This is a genomic window from Pseudomonas sp. CC11G, assembly GCF_056174845.1.
The window spans coordinates 36,105-54,890 of record NZ_JBWBZC010000004.1; the positions used below are offsets into that span (position 1 = coordinate 36,105).

General features: G+C 61.8%; 13 protein-coding genes and 1 pseudogene. 9 read left to right on the forward strand and 5 right to left on the reverse strand.

Annotated elements, in window-relative coordinates:
• Positions 1-491 precede the first annotated feature (491 nt).
• Complete coding sequence (locus tag AC0V2S_RS06485) at positions 492-1,403, reverse strand: LysR family transcriptional regulator (protein ID WP_475509024.1); 912 nt, start codon at positions 1,401-1,403, stop codon at positions 492-494.
• A gap of 185 nt (positions 1,404-1,588) precedes the next feature.
• Between AC0V2S_RS06485 and AC0V2S_RS06490 the strand changes: the two genes are divergently transcribed.
• From AC0V2S_RS06490 to AC0V2S_RS06500, 3 genes and pseudogenes are all read left to right on the forward strand, one after another.
• Entirely contained in the window at positions 1,589-2,770 is a 1,182-nt protein-coding gene (locus tag AC0V2S_RS06490; RefSeq protein WP_475509025.1) for an acyl-CoA dehydrogenase, read from the forward strand.
• 114 nt (positions 2,771-2,884) lie between these two features.
• A pseudogene (locus AC0V2S_RS06495) lies at positions 2,885-4,109 on the forward strand (CaiB/BaiF CoA transferase family protein).
• Between the two features lie 102 nt (positions 4,110-4,211).
• On the forward strand, positions 4,212-7,349 hold the full coding sequence (locus tag AC0V2S_RS06500) for an autotransporter outer membrane beta-barrel domain-containing protein (RefSeq protein WP_475509026.1): 3,138 nt from the start codon (positions 4,212-4,214) through the stop codon (positions 7,347-7,349).
• 141 nt (positions 7,350-7,490) lie between these two features.
• On the opposite strand, the gene AC0V2S_RS06505 is transcribed toward AC0V2S_RS06500, so the two are convergent.
• Complete coding sequence (locus AC0V2S_RS06505) at positions 7,491-8,309, reverse strand: XRE family transcriptional regulator (protein WP_475509027.1); 819 nt, start codon at positions 8,307-8,309, stop codon at positions 7,491-7,493.
• A gap of 209 nt (positions 8,310-8,518) precedes the next feature.
• Here AC0V2S_RS06505 and AC0V2S_RS06510 point away from each other — a divergent pair, with 209 nt between their 5' ends.
• Positions 8,519-9,967, forward strand: coding sequence for an alanine/glycine:cation symporter family protein (locus tag AC0V2S_RS06510; RefSeq protein WP_475509028.1), 1,449 nt, complete (start codon positions 8,519-8,521; stop codon positions 9,965-9,967).
• A gap of 127 nt (positions 9,968-10,094) precedes the next feature.
• A complete protein-coding gene (locus tag AC0V2S_RS06515) occupies positions 10,095-11,075 on the forward strand; it encodes an asparaginase (RefSeq protein WP_475509029.1) in 981 nt (326 codons plus the stop codon).
• A 98-nt stretch (positions 11,076-11,173) separates the two neighbouring features.
• Here AC0V2S_RS06515 and oadA read toward each other — a convergent pair whose 3' ends face one another.
• Together oadA and AC0V2S_RS06525 are read right to left on the reverse strand one after the other, a co-directional pair.
• Positions 11,174-12,985, reverse strand: coding sequence for a sodium-extruding oxaloacetate decarboxylase subunit alpha (gene oadA, locus AC0V2S_RS06520; protein ID WP_475509030.1), 1,812 nt, complete (start codon positions 12,983-12,985; stop codon positions 11,174-11,176).
• 11 nt (positions 12,986-12,996) lie between these two features.
• Complete coding sequence (locus tag AC0V2S_RS06525; protein ID WP_475509031.1) at positions 12,997-14,412, reverse strand: acetyl-CoA carboxylase biotin carboxylase subunit; 1,416 nt, start codon at positions 14,410-14,412, stop codon at positions 12,997-12,999.
• A 162-nt stretch (positions 14,413-14,574) separates the two neighbouring features.
• Here AC0V2S_RS06525 and AC0V2S_RS06530 point away from each other — a divergent pair, with 162 nt between their 5' ends.
• The gene (locus AC0V2S_RS06530) at positions 14,575-15,519 is read left to right on the forward strand and encodes a LysR family transcriptional regulator (RefSeq protein ID WP_475509032.1); all 945 of its coding nucleotides are present in this window, start codon (positions 14,575-14,577) and stop codon (positions 15,517-15,519) included.
• Here AC0V2S_RS06530 and AC0V2S_RS06535 read toward each other — a convergent pair.
• Complete coding sequence (locus tag AC0V2S_RS06535; RefSeq protein WP_475509033.1) at positions 15,479-15,700, reverse strand: PA3496 family putative envelope integrity protein; 222 nt, start codon at positions 15,698-15,700, stop codon at positions 15,479-15,481. The two genes, AC0V2S_RS06530 and AC0V2S_RS06535, sit on opposite strands and share 41 nt — an antisense overlap.
• A 316-nt stretch (positions 15,701-16,016) precedes the next feature.
• On the opposite strand from AC0V2S_RS06535, the gene AC0V2S_RS06540 reads away from it, so the two are divergent.
• Genes AC0V2S_RS06540 through AC0V2S_RS06550 form a run of 3 tightly spaced genes read left to right on the forward strand, consistent with a single transcriptional unit; the run spans position 16,017 to position 18,768 of the window.
• On the forward strand, positions 16,017-17,072 hold the full coding sequence (locus AC0V2S_RS06540; RefSeq protein WP_475509034.1) for an ABC transporter ATP-binding protein: 1,056 nt from the start codon (positions 16,017-16,019) through the stop codon (positions 17,070-17,072).
• Positions 17,069-17,983, forward strand: a complete 915-nt coding sequence (locus tag AC0V2S_RS06545) for an ABC transporter permease (protein ID WP_475509035.1) — start codon at positions 17,069-17,071, stop codon at positions 17,981-17,983. Before AC0V2S_RS06540 ends, AC0V2S_RS06545 begins: the two co-directional genes overlap by 4 nt.
• Positions 17,980-18,768: an ABC transporter permease gene (locus tag AC0V2S_RS06550; RefSeq protein ID WP_475509036.1), complete on the forward strand. Its 789-nt coding sequence runs from the start codon at positions 17,980-17,982 to the stop codon at positions 18,766-18,768. The genes AC0V2S_RS06545 and AC0V2S_RS06550 overlap by 4 nt, the downstream gene beginning before the upstream one ends.
• Positions 18,769-18,786: the final 18 nt, after the last annotated feature.

Genomic DNA, 18,786 nt, shown 5'->3' on the forward strand with positions numbered 1-18,786 from the left:
CATCTTCCCCAAAGCAGCGGCCGACAAGGCTTGCAGCTTGACGCCATGGCCATTACAGCGACATTGGCATCCCTGACGTGAATAACCGTTCATCAGGTCAAGGCAGGTAAGTGACACTACAAAACCAGTAGCTTGCTTTGCATCTGTAAATTGCTGTTTATTATGATAATTATCAGTTATTGCAGCGTTATTTCGGCGGCAAAACTGTAGCAAGCAGGTTTATTGACTACGGGGTCAGCTAATTGGCGCGATTCACTGTGTATATCGCTGCAAGCCACGTGGCTATTGATCTTGAGTCAATTTTGCACGCAGCGCAGGGGATGCTTTTTATCAGGCTTATGTCGCGTTTTCGACTTTTTTATCGCCAAGGGGCGGGGAGAGGACAAAAACGGCTGGTTTTTGTCGTAAATCCACTAGGGATTACCTGGGTGAATCGGGAGAAATAAGGAGCAGGGAGGGACGAATCTTAAAACTGAAGCCTCTCCCGCAGGTCATTCGTTCGCGGTAGACGTTTGCCGGTATTCCTTCGCCGTTTGCACCAACCAATCACGAAACGCGCGCAGCGCTGCCGTTTCGGTTTTGCGCTCGGGAATCATCAGGTGGTAAGCCTTGTCGCTCAGGCAAACGTGCTGCATAGCCACCACCAAACTGCCTTCGGCCAGTTCGCGCTGAATCAGAAACGGCGGAATCAGGGCGATGCCCATCTCATGCTGAGCCGCCTGCGCCAACATGGAAAACAACTCGTAGCGCGGCCCCGTCATATCCCGCGGCACGCTCATGCCCAACGAACCGAACCACTGCCGCCACGCATACGGCCGGGTGGTCTGTTGCAGCAGCGGCAAACTGGCAATGCGCTCGGCATCCAGCGCGCCACCGGCCGGCAGCAGCGCCGGGCTGCACACCGGCAGCGAGTTTTCCGGCATCAGAAAATGCGCCTCGGTGCCAGACCACACGGCATCGCCGAAATAAACCGCCGCATCAAACTCGGTATCGGCAAACAGAAACGGCCGGGTGCGGTTGGTGAGGTTCACCGTCACTTCCGGGTGCAGCGCCTGAAAGTGTTTGAGCCGCGGCAACAGCCATTGCGTACCAAAGGTCGGCACGATGGCCAGCTCCAGGCTATTGGCGCCGTGCTGGCCCATCACCGACAGGGTGTCGCGCTCCACCGCATCCAGTTGCGCCGCCACCCGCCGGCCGTAGCTCATCCCGGCTTCGGTTAATTGCACGCCCCGGCGCGAACGGCGGAACAGGGCAATACCGAGAAACTCCTCCAACCCGCCAATCTGCCGACAGATGGCGCTTTGCGTCAGCGAAAGCTCTTCGGCGGCCTTCGTAAAGCTCTGGTGGCGAGCGGCGGCCTCGAAGGCGACCAAAGCGGCGGTGCTGGGGATTTTGCGGCGCATGGGGCACTCGTATGCGTTAGTTGCACTTGAAACTGGCCTAACAAGGCTTTTTAACCGTTTCGGAGTGAGAAATTAGCACAGATGTGTGCGAAAACCTCGTTTGCGCCCTTTCCCTACGACTGTCTAGGATTAACCCCATTGCCAGCCACGGGCTGGAACGCACCCATCACTTGAGGATTTCGCACATGGCTTCCAACGCTCGCTTCAACTGGGAAGACCCGCTGATGCTGGACCAGCAGCTCACCGAAGAAGAACGCATGGTGCGCGATAGCGCCCAGCAGTTCGCCCAGGACAAGCTGGCGCCACGGGTTATCGAAGCGTTCCGCCATGAGCAAACCGACCCGAAAATCTTCCGCGAAATGGGTGAAGTCGGCCTGCTCGGCGCGACCATTCCGGAAATCTACGGCGGCAGCGGCCTCAACTACGTGAGCTACGGTCTGATCGCCCGTGAAGTGGAGCGCGTGGATTCGGGCTATCGCTCGATGATGAGCGTGCAGTCGTCCCTGGTGATGGTGCCCATCAACGAATTCGGCAACGAAGCCACCAAGCAGAAATACCTGCCAAAACTGGCCAGCGGCGAGTGGATCGGCTGCTTCGGCCTGACCGAACCGGACCACGGTTCCGACCCCGGCTCGATGATTACCCGCGCCAAGAAAGTCGACGGCGGCTACCGCATCAGCGGCGCGAAAATGTGGATCACCAACAGCCCGATTGCCGACGTCTTCGTGGTCTGGGCGAAAGATGACGAGGGCGCGATTCGCGGCTTCGTGCTGGAAAAAGGCTGGCAGGGTTTGAGCACCCCGACCATCCACGGCAAGGTTGGCCTGCGCGCCTCCATCACCGGCGAAATCGTGATGGACAGCGTGTTCTGCCCCGAAGAAAACGCCTTCCCCGATGTGCGCGGCCTGAAAGGCCCGTTCACTTGCCTAAACTCTGCTCGTTACGGCATCAGCTGGGGCGCGCTGGGCGCCGCTGAATACTGCTGGCACACCGCCCGCCAATACACCCTGGACCGCAAGCAGTTCGGGCGCCCATTGGCCGCCAACCAGTTGATCCAGAAAAAGCTCGCCGATATGCAGACCGAAATCACCATGGCCCTGCAAGGCTGCCTGCGTTTGGGCCGCATGAAAGATGAAGGCACGGCGGCGGTGGAAATCACCTCGATCATGAAGCGCAACAGCTGCGGCAAATCCCTGGATATCGCCCGCATGGCGCGCGACATGCTGGGCGGCAACGGCATCTCCGACGAGTTCGGCGTGGCGCGCCACCTGGTGAACCTGGAAGTGGTGAATACCTATGAAGGCACGCACGACGTGCACGCGCTGATCCTCGGCCGCGCTCAGACCGGTATTCAAGCGTTTTTCTAAGCCGCCACACCTCTCGTAGGAGCGAGCTTGCTCGCGAAGCTCTTGATCTAAAAGCTTCGCGAGCAAGCTCGCTCCTACGGGGATGTTTGCTCCCAAATCGATGTGAGAAACCCCATGCCCGGCGCCCTATCCCACCTGCGTGTTCTCGATCTTTCCCGCGTACTGGCCGGCCCCTGGGCCGGGCAGATTCTCGCGGACCTGGGCGCCGAGGTGATCAAGATCGAGCGCCCCGGCGTCGGCGATGACACCCGCGCCTGGGGCCCACCCTTTCTGCAAGATGCCGCCGGCGAAAACACCAGCGAGGCCGCCTATTACCTGTCGGCCAACCGCAACAAACAGTCGGTGACCGTCGACTTCACCCAGCCCGAAGGCCAGCGCCTCGTGCGTGAGCTGGCGTTGCAGTCGGACATCCTGCTGGAGAATTTCAAGGTCGGCGGTCTGGCTGCCTATGGCCTGGATTACGCCTCGCTCAAAGCTATCAACCCGCGCCTGATTTATTGCTCAATCACCGGCTTCGGCCAGTACGGGCCGTACGCCAAACGCGCCGGCTACGACTTTATGATTCAGGGCCTCGGCGGCCTGATGAGCCTGACCGGCAAGCCGGACGATGAAGCCGGCGGCGGCCCGGTAAAAGTGGGCGTGGCGCTCACCGATATCCTTACCGGCCTGTACTCCACCGTGGCCGTGCTGGCGGCGCTGGCCCACCGCAATGAAGGTGGCAGCGGCCAACATATCGACATGGCCCTGCTCGACGTGCAGGTGGCTTGCCTGGCCAACCAGGCGATGAATTACCTCACCACCGGCAACGCGCCCAAACGCCTGGGCAATGCGCACCCCAATATCGTGCCGTACCAGGATTTTTCCGACCGCCGATGGCGACTTTATTCTTACCGTCGGCAACGACGGCCAGTTCCGCAAATTCTGCGAAGTGGCCGGGCATGCCGAATGGGCCGATGACCCGCGCTTTGCCAATAACAAACAACGCGTGGCCAACCGCACCGTGCTGATTCCGCTGATTCGTCAGGCCACCGTGTTCAAGACCACCGCCGAATGGGTGGCCGCCCTGGAACAGGCCGGCGTGCCGTGCGGACCGATCAACGATCTGGCGCAAGTATTCGCCGACCCACAGGTGCTCGCCCGTGGCTTGCGCGTAGATGTGCCCCATAGCCTGGGCGGCACCCTGCCACAGGTGGCCAGCCCGATTCGCCTCTCCGAAACCCCGGTGGAATACCGTCAGGCGCCGCCGTTGTTGGGCGAGCACACCGACGCCGTATTGCAGCGCTTGCTCGGCATGCAAGCCGCACAGATCGCCGCGCTACGCGATGCCGGCGTGGTGTGATTGCCTAGTGGCGATGCGCTAGTTTTCGTAGCGCATCGTCAACTGTTTGTAACAAGGCCAACGCATAGTCCCCGCACTTTTCTTATAAGAGCGGTGCGAGCTATGTCTTTCCACACCTCCAGTTTTCGTTTGCTTCCCCTGGTAATTGCCCTGCAAGCCGCGACCATCGGCCTGGTGCAGGCAGCTGATTTCACCGTAGCCCCTGGCGCGACCGACAGCGCCGCCAAAACCCTCACCACTGGCAATACCGGTAGCGTCGGTGCAGGCGGCAGCCTGAGCACCAGCGCCGCTACCTCGGTGGATATCACCGGCACCAGCGGCACCGTCACCCTGAACAACAGCGGCACCATCGCCAACACCGGCAGTGGTCGCGGCATCGACAACAACACCAATGGCGTGAGCCTGGTTATCACCAACGACGGCACTATTTCGACCATCAGCAGCGACGCGCTGCGCCTGAACAAGGCCAACTCGTCCCTGGTGCTGAATAACAACGGCACCATCAAAGTCACCGGCAGCGGCACCAGCGGCGGCCAAGCGCTGGACCTGCGCGGCGCCGACGGCACGGGCACAAAAGTGATCAACAACGGCTCGGCCAGCAACCGCAACGCCGTTATCTCGTCGAGCAACGACGATGCCCTGCGCCCGGGCAGCAACACCACCATCAACAACTACGGCACGATCATCAGCACCGGCATCGTCAACACCAAATGCCCGGACTACATCAGTGCCTGCAGCAGCGCGGCCAGCGCCATGGACGCCATCGACTCCAAGCTCGCCGTCACCGTAAATAACTGGGGCACCATTTCCGGCCCACGCCACGGCGTCACCTCCGACGCCGGCGTCAACGTGACCAACTACGCGGGCGGGCAAATCATCGGCCGCAACGGCTCGGGCGTCGGCAGCGATGGCGTCGGCACCGTGGTCAACTATGGCCTTATCAGCGGCCGTTACGCCGGCGCCGGCAACGTGTACGAACACCTCGGCGGCAGCACCGGCTACAGCACCGCCAACAACGGTGACGGCGACGGCGTGGATATCGACGGCATCGCCAGCATCACCAACTACGGCCGTATCGAAGGCCTCGGTGCCGGCGGCGTGGACTCCGGCGGCTTCCCCAACGGCGCCGACGGCATTGCGGCCGGTGGCGGCACCATCATCAACAACGCGGGCGGCGAAATTTTCGGCCAGTCCAAAGGCATCCTGATCGACGACGGCTCCAACGGCACCGCCATCGCCGCCCAACGCGGCACGGCAACGGCGGTCGGTGGTGTGGCTACCATCACCAACGCCGGCAGCATCGTCGGCGCCGACAGCACGGCCATCGGTCTGGTCGGCAACTTTGCCGACAGCCTCACCAACCTGGCCGGCGGCGTGATTCGCGGCGGCGCGCAATCGGTACGTGTCGACCAACTGAACAGCACCACCGCTGCGGCGGCTGTGCAAATGGGCGCCGGCAACGACACCCTGAGCAATGCCGGTTCCATCGTCGGCCTCAACGGCCTGGCCGTGGACATGGGCACCGGCGACGACGGCCTGACCGTATTCACCGGCGGCACCTTCGGCGGTCTGGTGGACGGCGGCGCCGGCACCGACACCCTGACCTTGAGTGGCAGCGGCAAGGGCACGTTCGGCAACAGCCAAAACTTCGAAAACCTGGTGATCAGCGGCGGCAACTGGACCGTCAGCAGCACCGACTTCAGCAACGGCGGCAGCGTGGCCAGTGGTGCCAGCCTGATCAACCAGGGCAGCATCGGCGGCCTGCTGACCATCGCCAACGGCGCCAGCTACGGCGGCACCGGCCAGCTGCACAGCCTGCAGCTGAGCAGCGGTTCGGCCTTCAACTACGCCGTCACCGCCAGCAGCGCACCCGTGCAATTGAGCGGCAGCGCCAGCCTGGGCAACGCCACCCTAAACCTCGCGGTGAATGGCACAGGCTACGCCGAGCACACCACCCTGCTGACCGCCACGGGTGGCGTCACCGGCCACTTCGGCACAGTGACCAGCAACTTCGCCTTTCTGACGCCGACCTTGACCTACGGCGCCAATACGGTCGACCTGCAACTGACCCGCAACGACACCGCCTTCGCCGAACTGGCCACCAATGACAGCGCGCGCAACCTGGCCAACAGCCTCGCCGCGCAGAGCAATAACAGCCTCTACAACGCCCTGCTGACCACCGACAAAGCCACCGCCGCCCAGGCGTTGGAACAACTGTCCGGCTCCAGCAACGCCAGCATGGCTGCCGCGACCCTGGCCGGTTCCAGTCAGGTGAGCAACGTGATGCAAGGTGCAATGGCCCAGTTGGGTAGCCTGGGTGGCAGCCTGCAAGCCTCGATCCTGCGTGATGACGGCCCGCAACTGGTGGCCGTCGGCGTACCCAACGAAGCCCGCGGTTTGCACGATCCGAAAGCCGCCGGCCGCCTGTGGGTGCAAGCCCTCGGCAGCCACGGCAGCGTGGATGGCGAAAACGGTAACCACAGCGTCGACCAGAACACCGGCGGCACCTTGTTCGGCGCGGATTGGGCAGTAAATTCCGATTGGCGTCTGGGCGTGGTGGGCGGTTACTCGCGCACCGATATTGATGCCGGCCAAGGCGCGTCTGGCGATGTCGACAGCTACCACGTCGGCGTATATGCCCTGACCCAACTCGACCAGCTTGCCCTGCGTCTCGGTGCGGCCTACAGCACCCACGATGGCGAAAACAAACGCCGCGTTTCCTTCGCCGGGGTGAACGACAAACTGCATGGCGACTACGACGCCGACAGCCAGCAAGCCTTCGCCGAACTGGCCTACCCGATTGCCAGCGGCCGCTTGTTGGCCGAGCCGTTCGCCGCCCTGGGTTACCAGCGTTACGAGCGCGACGCGTACAACGAAAAAGGCGGCGACTCGGCCCTGCACGTGGACTCGCAAGACCAGCACAACGTGAGCAGCACCGTGGGTATCCGTATTGCCCGTCTGGATCAATTCGCCAACGGCATGAGTTTTACCCCGCGCATGAGCGTGGGCTGGCGCCACACCTACGGCGACGTGGACAGCGAAACCAGCCAGGCCTTTATCAGCGGCGGCAGCGCCTTCAGCGCGCAAGGCACGGCACTGGATCGCAACAGCTTTCTGCTGGAAGCCGGGTTCGATGTGGGCATTACCGCTACCCAGAGTCTGGGCCTGGGCTACACCGGCGAGATGGGCACCAACGCGCAGAACCATGGCGTGGTTGCGCAGTGGCAGTTGGCGTTTTAAACCCACCTCCGTCATCCCCGCGAAGGCGGGGATCCAGAATTTCGGATTGAGCGCGATATCGGGCTCGACTCAAGACTCTGGATTCCCGCCTGCGCGGGAATGACGGTGTGTTGTTTGAGGTGTGTATTTTCCCGAGCGGGCCTATTCGATCTCGAACAACCCATTGCTGATCGGCCCAACCGTCAGCCGCTGACGAATATCTTCGTCAATCCGCGGATCGTCGGGCCGGTACAGCATCACCTGCCGATACGCGCTCACCCGATTGATCTCATCCCCCAAGTACTCCCATACCACCCGGGTGCAGGCCGGCGTGCGCCGGTCGCCGCTGGAGACACCGGTCTTCAAGCCGTTCAAGCGGGTAATCCGGCTCTTGTAGCTGGGGATCAGAATGGTCTGGCTCATTTCATTGAGCGTCAGCGATTCATAGTCGATCAGAAACACCCGGTCCTGCAGGTGAAACGCCGCACCTAAATAGCGACAGCGCACCCAGTCCTCAGCCTGCACATTGGCCGTGGCCGAACGCTCTTGCCGTTCCTGCCGTTCGAACAGGAACGTCCCGCGCTCCTCGCGCAAATGCACCAACGACAGCAGGATCGTGCCCGGCACCGACATGCAGTTGGAGTATTCGAAGTAGTAACCGCAGTACCGCGACAGGCTGGTCGAATGCTCGCGCAGCGGTTGCAGCAGATTGGCAAGCGGATCGTTGGTCGGGGTGCTGGGTGTATCGGTGATGCGCGCACCGATCAACCGGGCGAACTGCTCCGGCGGCAAGCTCAGCTCGTACTCCTCCACACCGAAGAAATCACCGATGCGCTTGCGGTTGTAGCTCGTCGGCTGGCTTTGCCCGCTCAGGTACTTGTTGAACTGCGCCCGGTTGATCGACAGCAGCCGGCAAACCTCCGCAATAGAGCGGTAGTGGCTGCACAGCAGTTTGAGATTGATGCCCAGATTGTCCGACACAACGCTGCCCTCCGGTGATGCGAGCGGCGCGACTATAGCATCAACTCGCATCACTTCGAATCGACCCGCGAAATTGCCTATACGACGAGCACTGGCCAACCATGCGCCCCACGAATTTTCCGCACAGTTTTTTCTGCCAGCTGTACCGCTCCACCTATTGGCTGCAACCCACCGCTGCATTCGAACAATAAGAGTCGAGGAATCCTTCCATGCTTGAAATGCTCAATGACTTCCTGTCCGGCAAGCTGCTGATCGTGCTGATCGTCGGCCTGGGCAGCTACTTCACCATTCGCTCGCGCTTCGTGCAGTTCCGCCATTTCGGCCACATGTTCAGTGTATTCAAGCAGTCGTTGCGTAGCAGCGGCGGGCAACTCAGCTCGTTTCAGGCGCTGATGCTGAGCCTGGCCGGCCGCGTCGGTGCGGGCAACATTGCCGGTGTCGGCATTGCCGTTACCCTCGGCGGTCCTGGTGCGGTGTTCTGGATGTGGGTTACTGCATTGGTGGGCATGAGCAGCAGCTTCTTCGAATGCTCCCTGGCGCAGCTGTACAAGCGCGCCGACGGTGACGGCCTGTATCGCGGCGGCCCGGCTTACTACATTCAGCACGGCCTCAAGCTGCGCTGGATGGCCATGGTGTTCGCCGTGTTGCTGCTGGTGACCTACGGTTTTGCCTTCAACGGCTTGCAATCGTTCACCGTCACCCACTCGCTGGAAAACGCCTTCGGCTTCCCGGTGCAGTACACCGGTATCGGTCTGGCGGTGTTGTTGGGTCTGGTATTCATCGGCGGGATCAAGCGCATTGCGTCGGTCTCCGACCTGCTGGTGCCGGTAAAAACTCTCGCCTATATCGGCGTGACGCTGTACGTGATCTTCACCCAGATCGACCTGGTGCCGGGCATGCTCGCCACCATCGTGAAAAGCGCCTTTGGTCTCGAGCCAGCGTTTGCCGGTCTGCTCGGCAGCGCCATCGTGATGGGCGTAAAACGCGGCGTGTTCGCCAACGAAGCGGGCCTGGGCAGTGCGCCTAACGTCGCCGCCGTGGCCAGCGTGCACCACCCGGTTGCGCAAGGCGTGGTGCAAGCGTTCAGCGTGTTTCTCGATACCTTCGTGATCTGCACCTGCACCGCGTTGCTGATTCTGCTCTCCGGTTTCTACACCCCGGGTTTTGAAGGCGACGGCATTGTGCTCACCCAGAACTCCCTGGCCGCCGTGGTCGGCGATTGGGGCCGAATCTTCGTCAGCGTGGCGCTGAGCCTCTTCGTGTTCACCTGCATCCTCTACAACTACTACCTCGGCGAAAACGCCCTGCAGTTCCTGCTCGGCAAAAGCCGCGTAGCGCTGCTGACCTACCGCGGTCTGGTGTTGGCGCTGATCTGCTGGGGCTCGATGCAGAACCTCTCTACCGTATTCGCCTTCGCCGACATCACCATGACGTGCCTGGCCTTCGTAAACCTGGTGGCCCTGGCCATGCTGATCAAGGTCGGCCTGCGGGTGATGCGTGACTACGACGAGCAGCGCAAAGCGGGTGTCGCCACCCCGGTGTTCGACGCAAGCAAATTCGCCGATCTGGACCTGGATCGCGATGCCTGGCCTACCGCGCCACAAGCGCAGGCCAGCAGTGAAGTGGTACCTGGGCGGCTGGCTACCAGCCACCGATAACCCACGCTTCACTTTTCAATGAATGCCGCTCCCGTTTGAACGCGGGCGCGGCATTCTCGTCTCTGGGGTATGGTTGGGCTTCGCTACGCTCAACCCAACCTACGGCAGTTTATTCAAGGAATCCGGCATGAAGCTTTTCGTGCTCTATACCGGCGGCACCATCGGCATGCTGCAAACCGCTCAGGGCCTCGCGCCGGCCGGCGGCTTCGATGTGCGCATGGGCGAACACCTGCGCAGCCTTTCGCCGCGCGTGGATATCGACTGGCAGTTTCATGAACTGCTGCCGCTGCTCGACAGCGCCAATATGAGCCAGGCCAATTGGCTGGCGATGCGTGATGTGATCGTCGAGGCCGTGGCCAACGGCGCCGTCGATGGCGTGCTGGTGCTGCACGGCACCGACACCCTGGCCTATAGCGCCGCCGCCTTGAGCTTTCTGTTGCTGGGCCTGGAAGTGCCGGTGGTGCTCACCGGCTCCATGCTGCCGGCCGGCGCCGAGGGCAGCGATGCCTGGGGTAATTTGCTCGGTGCCATGCAGGCGTTGCAGACCGGGGTCAGCCCGGGCGTGCATTTGTACTTCAATGGTCAGCTGATGCACGGCGCACGCGTAAGCAAACTGCGCAGCGAGGCGTTCGATGCCTTTACCGTGCAGCCGCGCCATCGCGTGGGTGAACGCGCTGACAGCACTCCGGCGGCGTTGGGTTATCGGGTGCGCCGTCAGCCGGTGAATATCGCCGTGTTGCCGCTATACCCCGGCGTGCTCGCCAGCCATGCCGAAGCACTGCTCAATACCGGCGCGCAGGCGTTGCTGCTGGAGTGTTATGGCGTGGGCACCGGGCCTTCCGATAACGCCCAGTTGCTCGCCGTGTTGAAAGACGCCCATGACCGTGGCGTGGTGCTCGCAGCCATCAGCCAATGCCCGCAGGGGCATGTGGAGTTCGGGGTATATGCAGCCGGTAGCGCGTTGCTCAGCACCGGGCTGATTTCCGCCGGCGGCATGACCCGCGAAGCGGCGTTGGGCAAGTTGTTTGGCTTACTGGGGGCGGGGTTGAATCAGACAGATGTGGAGCAGTGGTTTGCGCTCGACCTGTGTGGTGAGCGGGTTTCGTAGAAGATCAAAAGCTCGAGGCTGAAGCCTCTCCCACAAAGGACGCAAATCCCCTGTGGGAGAGGCTTGAGCCTCGATTCCTGCAAAAGGCGATACCGGCCTTACGCCTCGATTTCCACCAACACTTCACCCGGATTAACGCGGTCGCCCTTGGCCACGTGAATGGCTTTGACGGTACCGGCAATCGGTGCCTGCACTTCGGTTTCCATCTTCATCGCTTCGGTGATCAGCACGGCCTGGCCGGCTTTCACCACGTCGCCTTCTTTCACCAGCACATCCACGATATTGCCCGGCATGGTGGTGCTCACATCGCCCGGGGCGCTGGCGTTTTTGCGTTTGCTGCCACCCGCGCCGCCGACGAATTCGTTCAGCGGCTCGAACACCACTTCTTCCGGCATGCCGTCGATGGACAGGTAGAAGTGGCGCTTGCCGTCGGTTTTCACGCCCACGCCGGTGATGTCCACGCGGTAGCTTTCGCCGTGCACGTCAATCACGAACTCGGTTGGTACACCTTCGCCGCCGGCGCTGGCTACACGACCGGCTTCGGGAATCGGCAGCAGCACTTCCGGGGTCAGGGTGCCGGCAGCGCGTTCTTCGAGGAACTTGCGCCCGATGTCCGGGAACATGGCGTAGGTCAGCACGTCTTCAGCCGACTTGGCCACGGAGCCGATTTCGGCACGTAGCTTGTCCATTTCCGGCTTGAGCAAATCGGCCGGGCGCACGTCGATCAATTCTTCGTTGCCGATGGCCTGACGGCGCAGTTTTTCGTCCACCACGCCCGGCGCTTTGCCGTAACCGCCTTGCAGGTACAGCTTCACTTCGTTGGTGATGGTTTTGTAGCGCTCGCCGGCCAGCACGTTGAAGAACGCCTGGGTGCCGACAATCTGCGAGGTCGGGGTTACCAGCGGCGGGTAGCCGAGGTCTTTGCGCACGCGCGGGATTTCGGCCAGCACTTCGTTCATGCGGTTCAGCGCGCCCTGCTCTTTGAGCTGGTTGGCCAGGTTGGAGATCATGCCGCCGGGCACCTGGTTGACCTGCACGCGGGTATCCACCGAGGTGAATTCGCTTTCGAACTGGTGGTACTTCTTGCGCACGGCGTAGAAGTACAAACCGATTTCCTGCAGCAGTTCCAGATTCAGGCCGGTGTCGAATTCGCTGCCTTTAAGGGCGGCGACCATCGACTCGGTGCCCGGATGGCTGGTGCCCCAGGCGAAGCTGGAGATGGCGGTGTCGATATGGTCGGCGCCGTTCTCGATGGCTTTCAGCTGGCACATAGCGGCCAGGCCGGCGGTGTCATGGGAGTGGATAAACACCGGCAGCGATTGTTCGGCTTTCAGCGCTTTGACCAGCTCGCCGGTGGCGTACGGGGTCAGCAGGCCGGCCATGTCTTTGATGGCGACCGAATCGCAACCCATGGCTTCCATCTGCTTGGCCTGGGTAACGAAGGCGTCAATGGTGTGCACCGGACTGGTGGTGTAGGCGATGGTGCCCTGGGCGTGTTTGCCAGCGGCCTTCACCGCTTCGATGGCGACGCGCAGGTTACGCACATCGTTCATGGCGTCGAAGATGCGGAACACGTCGATGCCGTTGACGGCGGCCTTGGCGACGAAGGCTTTGACCACGTCGTCGCTGTAGTGCCGGTAGCCCAGCAGGTTCTGGCCGCGCAGCAGCATTTGCAGGCGGGTGTTGGGCAAGGCAGCGCGCAGTTGGCGCAGACGCTCCCACGGGTCTTCCTTGAGGAAGCGCACGCAGGCGTCGAAGGTGGCGCCGCCCCAGACTTCCAGCGACCAGTAGCCGACTTTGTCGAGCTTGTCGCAAATCGGCAGCATGTCTTCGGTGCGCATGCGGGTGGCCAGCAGCGACTGGTGGGCGTCACGCAGGATGGTGTCGGTTACGTGGATCTTCTTGCTCATGAAATTATTCCTCACAGGCCTGCGTGGGCGGCAATGGCGGCGGCGATGGCCAGGGCCAGCTCTTCGGGTTTGCGCTTGACGGAGTAGTTGGTCAGTTCCGGGTGGGCTTCAACGAAGCTTGTATTGAACTGGCCGCTGCGAAATTCCGCGTTACGCAGAATTTCCTGGTAATAGGCGGCGGTGGTTTTCACCCCTTGCAGGCGCATGTCGTCCAGCGCGCGCAGGCCACGGTCCATCGCCTCTTCCCAGGTCAGGGCCCAGACCACCAGCTTCAGGCACATGGAGTCGTAGTACGGCGGAATGGTGTAGCCGGTGTAGATCGCCGTGTCGGTGCGCACACCGGGGCCGCCGGGGGCGTAGTAGCGGGTGATCTTGCCGAACGAGGGCAGGAAGTTGTTTTTCGGGTCTTCGGCGTTGATCCGAAACTGCAGGGCGAAGCCGCGGTACTGAATGTCTTCCTGCTTCACCGACAACGGCAGGCCGGAGGCGATGCGGATTTGCTCGCGGACGATGTCGATCCCGGTAATCTCTTCGGTGATGGTGTGTTCCACCTGCACCCGGGTGTTCATCTCCATGAAGTACACCTCGCCCTCGGCGAGCAGGAACTCCACGGTGCCGGCGTTCTCGTAGCCCACGGCTTGCGCGGCGCGCACGGCCAGGTCGCCGATATAGGCGCGCTGTTCGGGGGTCAGCTGCGGGCTGGGGGCAATTTCGATCAGCTTCTGGTTGCGGCGCTGAATCGAGCAGTCGCGCTCGTACAGGTGCACGGTGTTGCCAAAGCTGTCGGCCAGAATCTGCGCTTCGATGTGCTTGGGGTTAACGATGCATTTTTCCAGGAACACTTCGGCCGAGCCGAACGCCTTGGTCGCTTCGGAAATTACCCGAGGAAATGCCTGTTCAAGTTCTTCGCGGCTGTTGCAGCGACGGATACCGCGGCCGCCACCACCGGAGGTGGCCTTGAGCATCACCGGGTAGCCGATGCGCTCGCCTTCGCGAAGGGCTTCGGCGATATCCGCCACGTTGCCTTCGGTGCCCGGAGTTACCGGCACGCCGGCCTTGATCATGCTGCGGCGGGCTTCGGTCTTATCGCCCATGCGGCGAATCACTTCCGCCGACGGGCCGATGAACTTGATGCCGCGCTCGACACAAATGTCAGCCAGCTCGGCGTTTTCCGAGAGAAAACCGTAGCCGGGATGCAGGGCATCACAGCCGGTTTCCACCGCCAGGTTCACCAACTTGCGTGGGTTGAGGTAGCCGGCGAGCGGCTCTTCGCCAATGCTGTGGGCTTCGTCGGCACGCTTTACGTGCAACGCCATGCGGTCGGCATCGGAATAAATCGCCACCGAGCGAATGCCCATTTCGGCGCAAGCACGCACGATACGGACGGCAATCTCGCCACGGTTAGCGATCAGGATTTTCTTGATCACGGAAGCTGGCCCTCAGCCGGTTGAACGGGGCAACGCCAGAAGCGTCAACGTGCTGACACCGTAGCCCCATGTAACAATTACCTAAAATGATTAATTATTGGGTTAGACATAAGCAAAGGCTTATAGTCTGCCGACTGACCAGCCACCCAGGGACCACTAGCGATGCGTAAGTCATTGCTGCGTATGACATTACGCCAGCTTCAGGTTTTTCAGGCGGTGTGCGAAAGCCGCTCGTACAGCCGCGCCGCCGAGGAAATTTCTCTGACGCAGCCTGCCGTTTCCCTACAAATTCGGCAGTTGGAAGCGCTGATTGGCCAGCCGTTGTTCGACTACATCGGCAAAAAGCTCTACCTCACCGAAGCCGCCGACGCCCTTCTGCGGGCCAGCAGCGATATTTTTGGGCGCCTGGAAAGCCTGGATATGCAGCTGTCGGATTTGCAGGGCTCCTTGCAGGGCCAGCTCAACCTGGCGGTGGAATCCAGCGCCAAGTACTTCGTGCCGCACCTGTTCGCCGCGTTCAAGCGCCAGTACCCGGAAGTGAACCTGCAACTGGTGGTGGTCAACCATGCGCAAGCGGTGCGCCGGCTGAGTGCCAACCGTGATGACTTGCTGATCATGTCCCAGGTGCCGCAGGACATGTCGCTGGAGTTTTTGCCGTTTCTGGATAACCCGATCATTGCCGTGGCGCCGCCCGACCATCCACTGGCGGCCCAGGCCAACCTCACCCTGCAAGACCTCTGCACCTCGCCGCTGCTGGTGCGCGAACAGGGTTCGGGCACGCGCAAGGCCATCGAAGATTACTGCCACCAGAAGCGCGCGCACTTTCAGCAGACCATCGAGCTGGGGTCCATGGAGTCGCAGCGTGAAGGGGTGATTGCCGGGCTCGGCATTGCCTTGCTGTCGCGCCACGCCGTGCGCCGCGAACTGGAAACCGGCGCCCTGCGCGAATTGCCGGTGAAGGAATTGCCGCTGATGCGCAGCTGGTGCCTGGTGCACCCGCGCGGCAAATACCTGTCACCGGTGGCGCAGACCTTCTTCGCCTTTATTCGCGCCGAGCGTGCGCAGATCAGTGGCTTGGCGGCCCGCTTCGGCGCGGTGCCTGGCTAGCGGCCACGTAGTTGGCGGCAAGCAGATCGGGATAGTCGGCCAGTTCCAGCTGCAGACGACGCTCTTCAGTGAAGTCTTCGATAGCACGGCGGTAGGCCATGCGGCGCTGGTCTTCCTGCTGGCGTTTGGTCTTGCTGGCAGAGTTTTCGTACTGTTTTGCTTCATCCAGATAACGAGTCATTGGCCTGCTCCCATCGGTGGATTCGGGAGGTTTAGCCTGGGCGCCGAAAACGACAGTCGTGTGCCAGGACGATGAAGATCCGATGACGGCCGCCCACCGGCCACTTGCGCTCCGGCCAACCTCAGCTATCCCTTAACTGCGAATCGATGTGGCCACGCCAACGGCTACATCGCGCGCCATGTTGGCCGCAATTATCCCCTTTTGACCGTTTCTATCGTTCTGCCGCCGGGGGCTGGGATGCAGAATCGAGGCATACGGTTGGCAAGCGCTTATCAGCCATTAAAAAGCCAACAATAACAATCGGTTAGAGATATCTATGGGTACTTCCAGCGCGATCAGTATCGAACAGCTCAGCATGGAATTCGGCGACCCTGGCCAGGGCGTCAAAGCCCTCGACACGGTCTCCCTGGAAATCCAGTCCAACGAATTCTTTACCCTGCTCGGCCCCTCCGGCTGCGGCAAAACTACCCTGCTGCGCCTGATTGCCGGCTTCGAACAACCCAGCGCCGGCACCATTCGGCTGTACGGCGAGCCGATGCAGGATTTACCGCCCTTCCGCCGCCCGGTGAATACCGTCTTCCAGAGTTACGCGCTGTTCCCCCATATGACCGTGGCGCAGAACATCGCCTTCGGGCTGGAAATGCGCGGGTTGAGCAAAAGCGAAATCAGCGAAACCGTCACCCGCATGCTGGAGCTGGTGAAGTTGCCCGATGTAGGCGGCCGCCGCGCCGATCAGTTGTCCGGCGGCCAGCAGCAACGCATCGCCCTGGCCCGCGCGCTGGCCAATCGGCCGAAGGTGTTGCTGCTTGATGAGTCGCTGTCGGCGCTGGACCAGAAGCTGCGCAAAGACATGCAAATCGAGCTCAAGCGCCTGCAGAGCGAGACCGGCATCACCTTTATTTTCGTGACCCACGATCAGGAAGAAGCCCTGACCATGTCCGACCGCATTGCGGTGATGAGCAAGGGCCGGATTCTGCAGGTGGGCACGCCGACCGAAATTTACGAAGCGCCGGTGAACCGCACCGTGGCGGACTTTATCGGCGAAACCAATTTCCTTACCGCCGACGCCGTGGAAGACGGCGTGCGCCTAAGCGACGGCCAGGTGCTGGGCGCCTTCAGCGAGCAGCGCGGCCCGGTTACCTTGGCCATCCGCCCCGAGCGGGTCAGCCTGGCCGCCGACGGCCAATTGCTCGGCAAGGTGGAGAACGTGGTGTATGTCGGCACCGACACGGTGTACCACCTGAACGTCGCCGGCCAGGGCGGTTTTCGCGTGCGCCAGCAGAACCGCGACGGCGCGTTGAGCGGCTATCACGTCGGTGACTCGGTGCGCGTGCAGGTGCCCAGCGCCGCCATCAAGGTGCTGGTGGAATGAGCACGCCACGGCTGATCGCCGCCCGCCGCCAACTGCGCCGCCGCTTGTTGCTCAGCGCGCCGGCGATGCTGACCTTGCTGGTATTCATGCTGCTGCCGCTGGGCATCATGTTCGTGGTGTCGATTCTGCAATCGGGTGACTACGGCGGCGTGAAGTGGGGCGAGTACTCGGTCGAGGCCTACCGCAATTTTTTCTACGAGCGTGATCTGGACGACCAGCTGGTGTTCAACACCGACTACCTGGAAATCTTCCAGCGCTCGTTCTGGCTGTCGATTCTGACCACCGCCGGCTGCCTGTTGATCGGCTTTCCCACGGCGCTGTACCTGGCGCTGCAAACCGAGCGCAAACGCAACCTGCTGCTGTTTCTGGTGACGGTGCCGTTCTGGACCAACCTGCTGGTGCGCGCCTACGCCTGGATGTTGCTGCTGCGTAACGGCGGCCTGGTGGACGAGGGTTTGCAAGGCCTCGGCATCACCGACAGCGGTCTGGGCCTGCTGTACACCAACAACGCGGTGACCATCGGCCTGCTCTACACCTACCTGCCCTTTATGGTGCTGCCGATTTACACCAGCCTGGAAAAAATGGACTGGCGCCTGGTGGAGGCCGCGTTCGATCTGGGCGCCAATCGCTTCCATGCGCTGAAACGCATCATCGTGCCGCTGGCCATGCCGGGCATCGTTGCCGGCAGCATTCTGGTGTTTATCCCGTCACTGGGTAACTACATCATTCCCGAGCTGCTGGGGGGCGGTAAGACGCTGATGATCGGCAACCTGATTCAGCTGCAGTTCGGCAGTTCGCACAACTGGCCGCTGGGCGCGGCGCTGTCGTTTGCCCTGCTGAGTTTCGTGCTGCTGGCCATGCTGGTGTACAGCCTGCGCTTTAAACCGGGCACCGCCGGGGGCCACCCATGAATACGCAGAATCCGCTGTGGCGCTTCGCCGGCATGCGCCCGGCCGCCTGGTTCTTCTTTATCTTTCTGTACCTGCCGATTGTGGTGCTGGTGGTGCTCAGTTTTAACGGCGGGCAGTCGGCGACCCTGTGGGGCGGTTTTAGCCTCAAGTGGTACAGCGTGGTGGCCAATGATGCCGAGGTGGTACGGGCGGCGAAAAACTCGCTGATCGTCGCCACCCTGGCCACCCTGATAGCTACTTCGCTGGCGACCTTGGCCGCGCTGGGCATGCGTGGCCGCGCCTTTCGCGGGCAAACATTAATGAGCGGCGTGCTCGGCCTGCCGCTGCTGGTGCCGGAGATTGTCACGGCGGTGTCGACGCTGATGTTCTTCTCGTTTATCAGCCTCAAGCTGTCGCTGTTCACCATCCTGATTGCCCACGTGGTGTTCTGCATTCCGTTTGCCTACCTGCCGATTCGTGCGCGCCTGGAAGGCATGAACCCGTACCTGCTGGAAGCGGCAGCCGACCTGTATGCCTCGCCGTGGAAGGCGTTCTGGAGGGTGACCTTCCCGCTGCTGAGCCCGGGAATTATTTCCGGAGCGATGTTGGCGTTCATCATTTCCATGGACGATTTCGTCATCACCTACTTCGTGGCCGGCGCGGGCGCCACCACGCTGCCGGTGTACATCTTCAGTTCGATTCGCATGGGTATCTCGCCGAAGATCAATGCGATCTCGTCGATCATCCTGGTCATCTCCATCGCTTTTGTTGCGCTGTCGTACTACGTCGGTCAGCGCAAACGCTGACTTCTCACCGATCCAGCT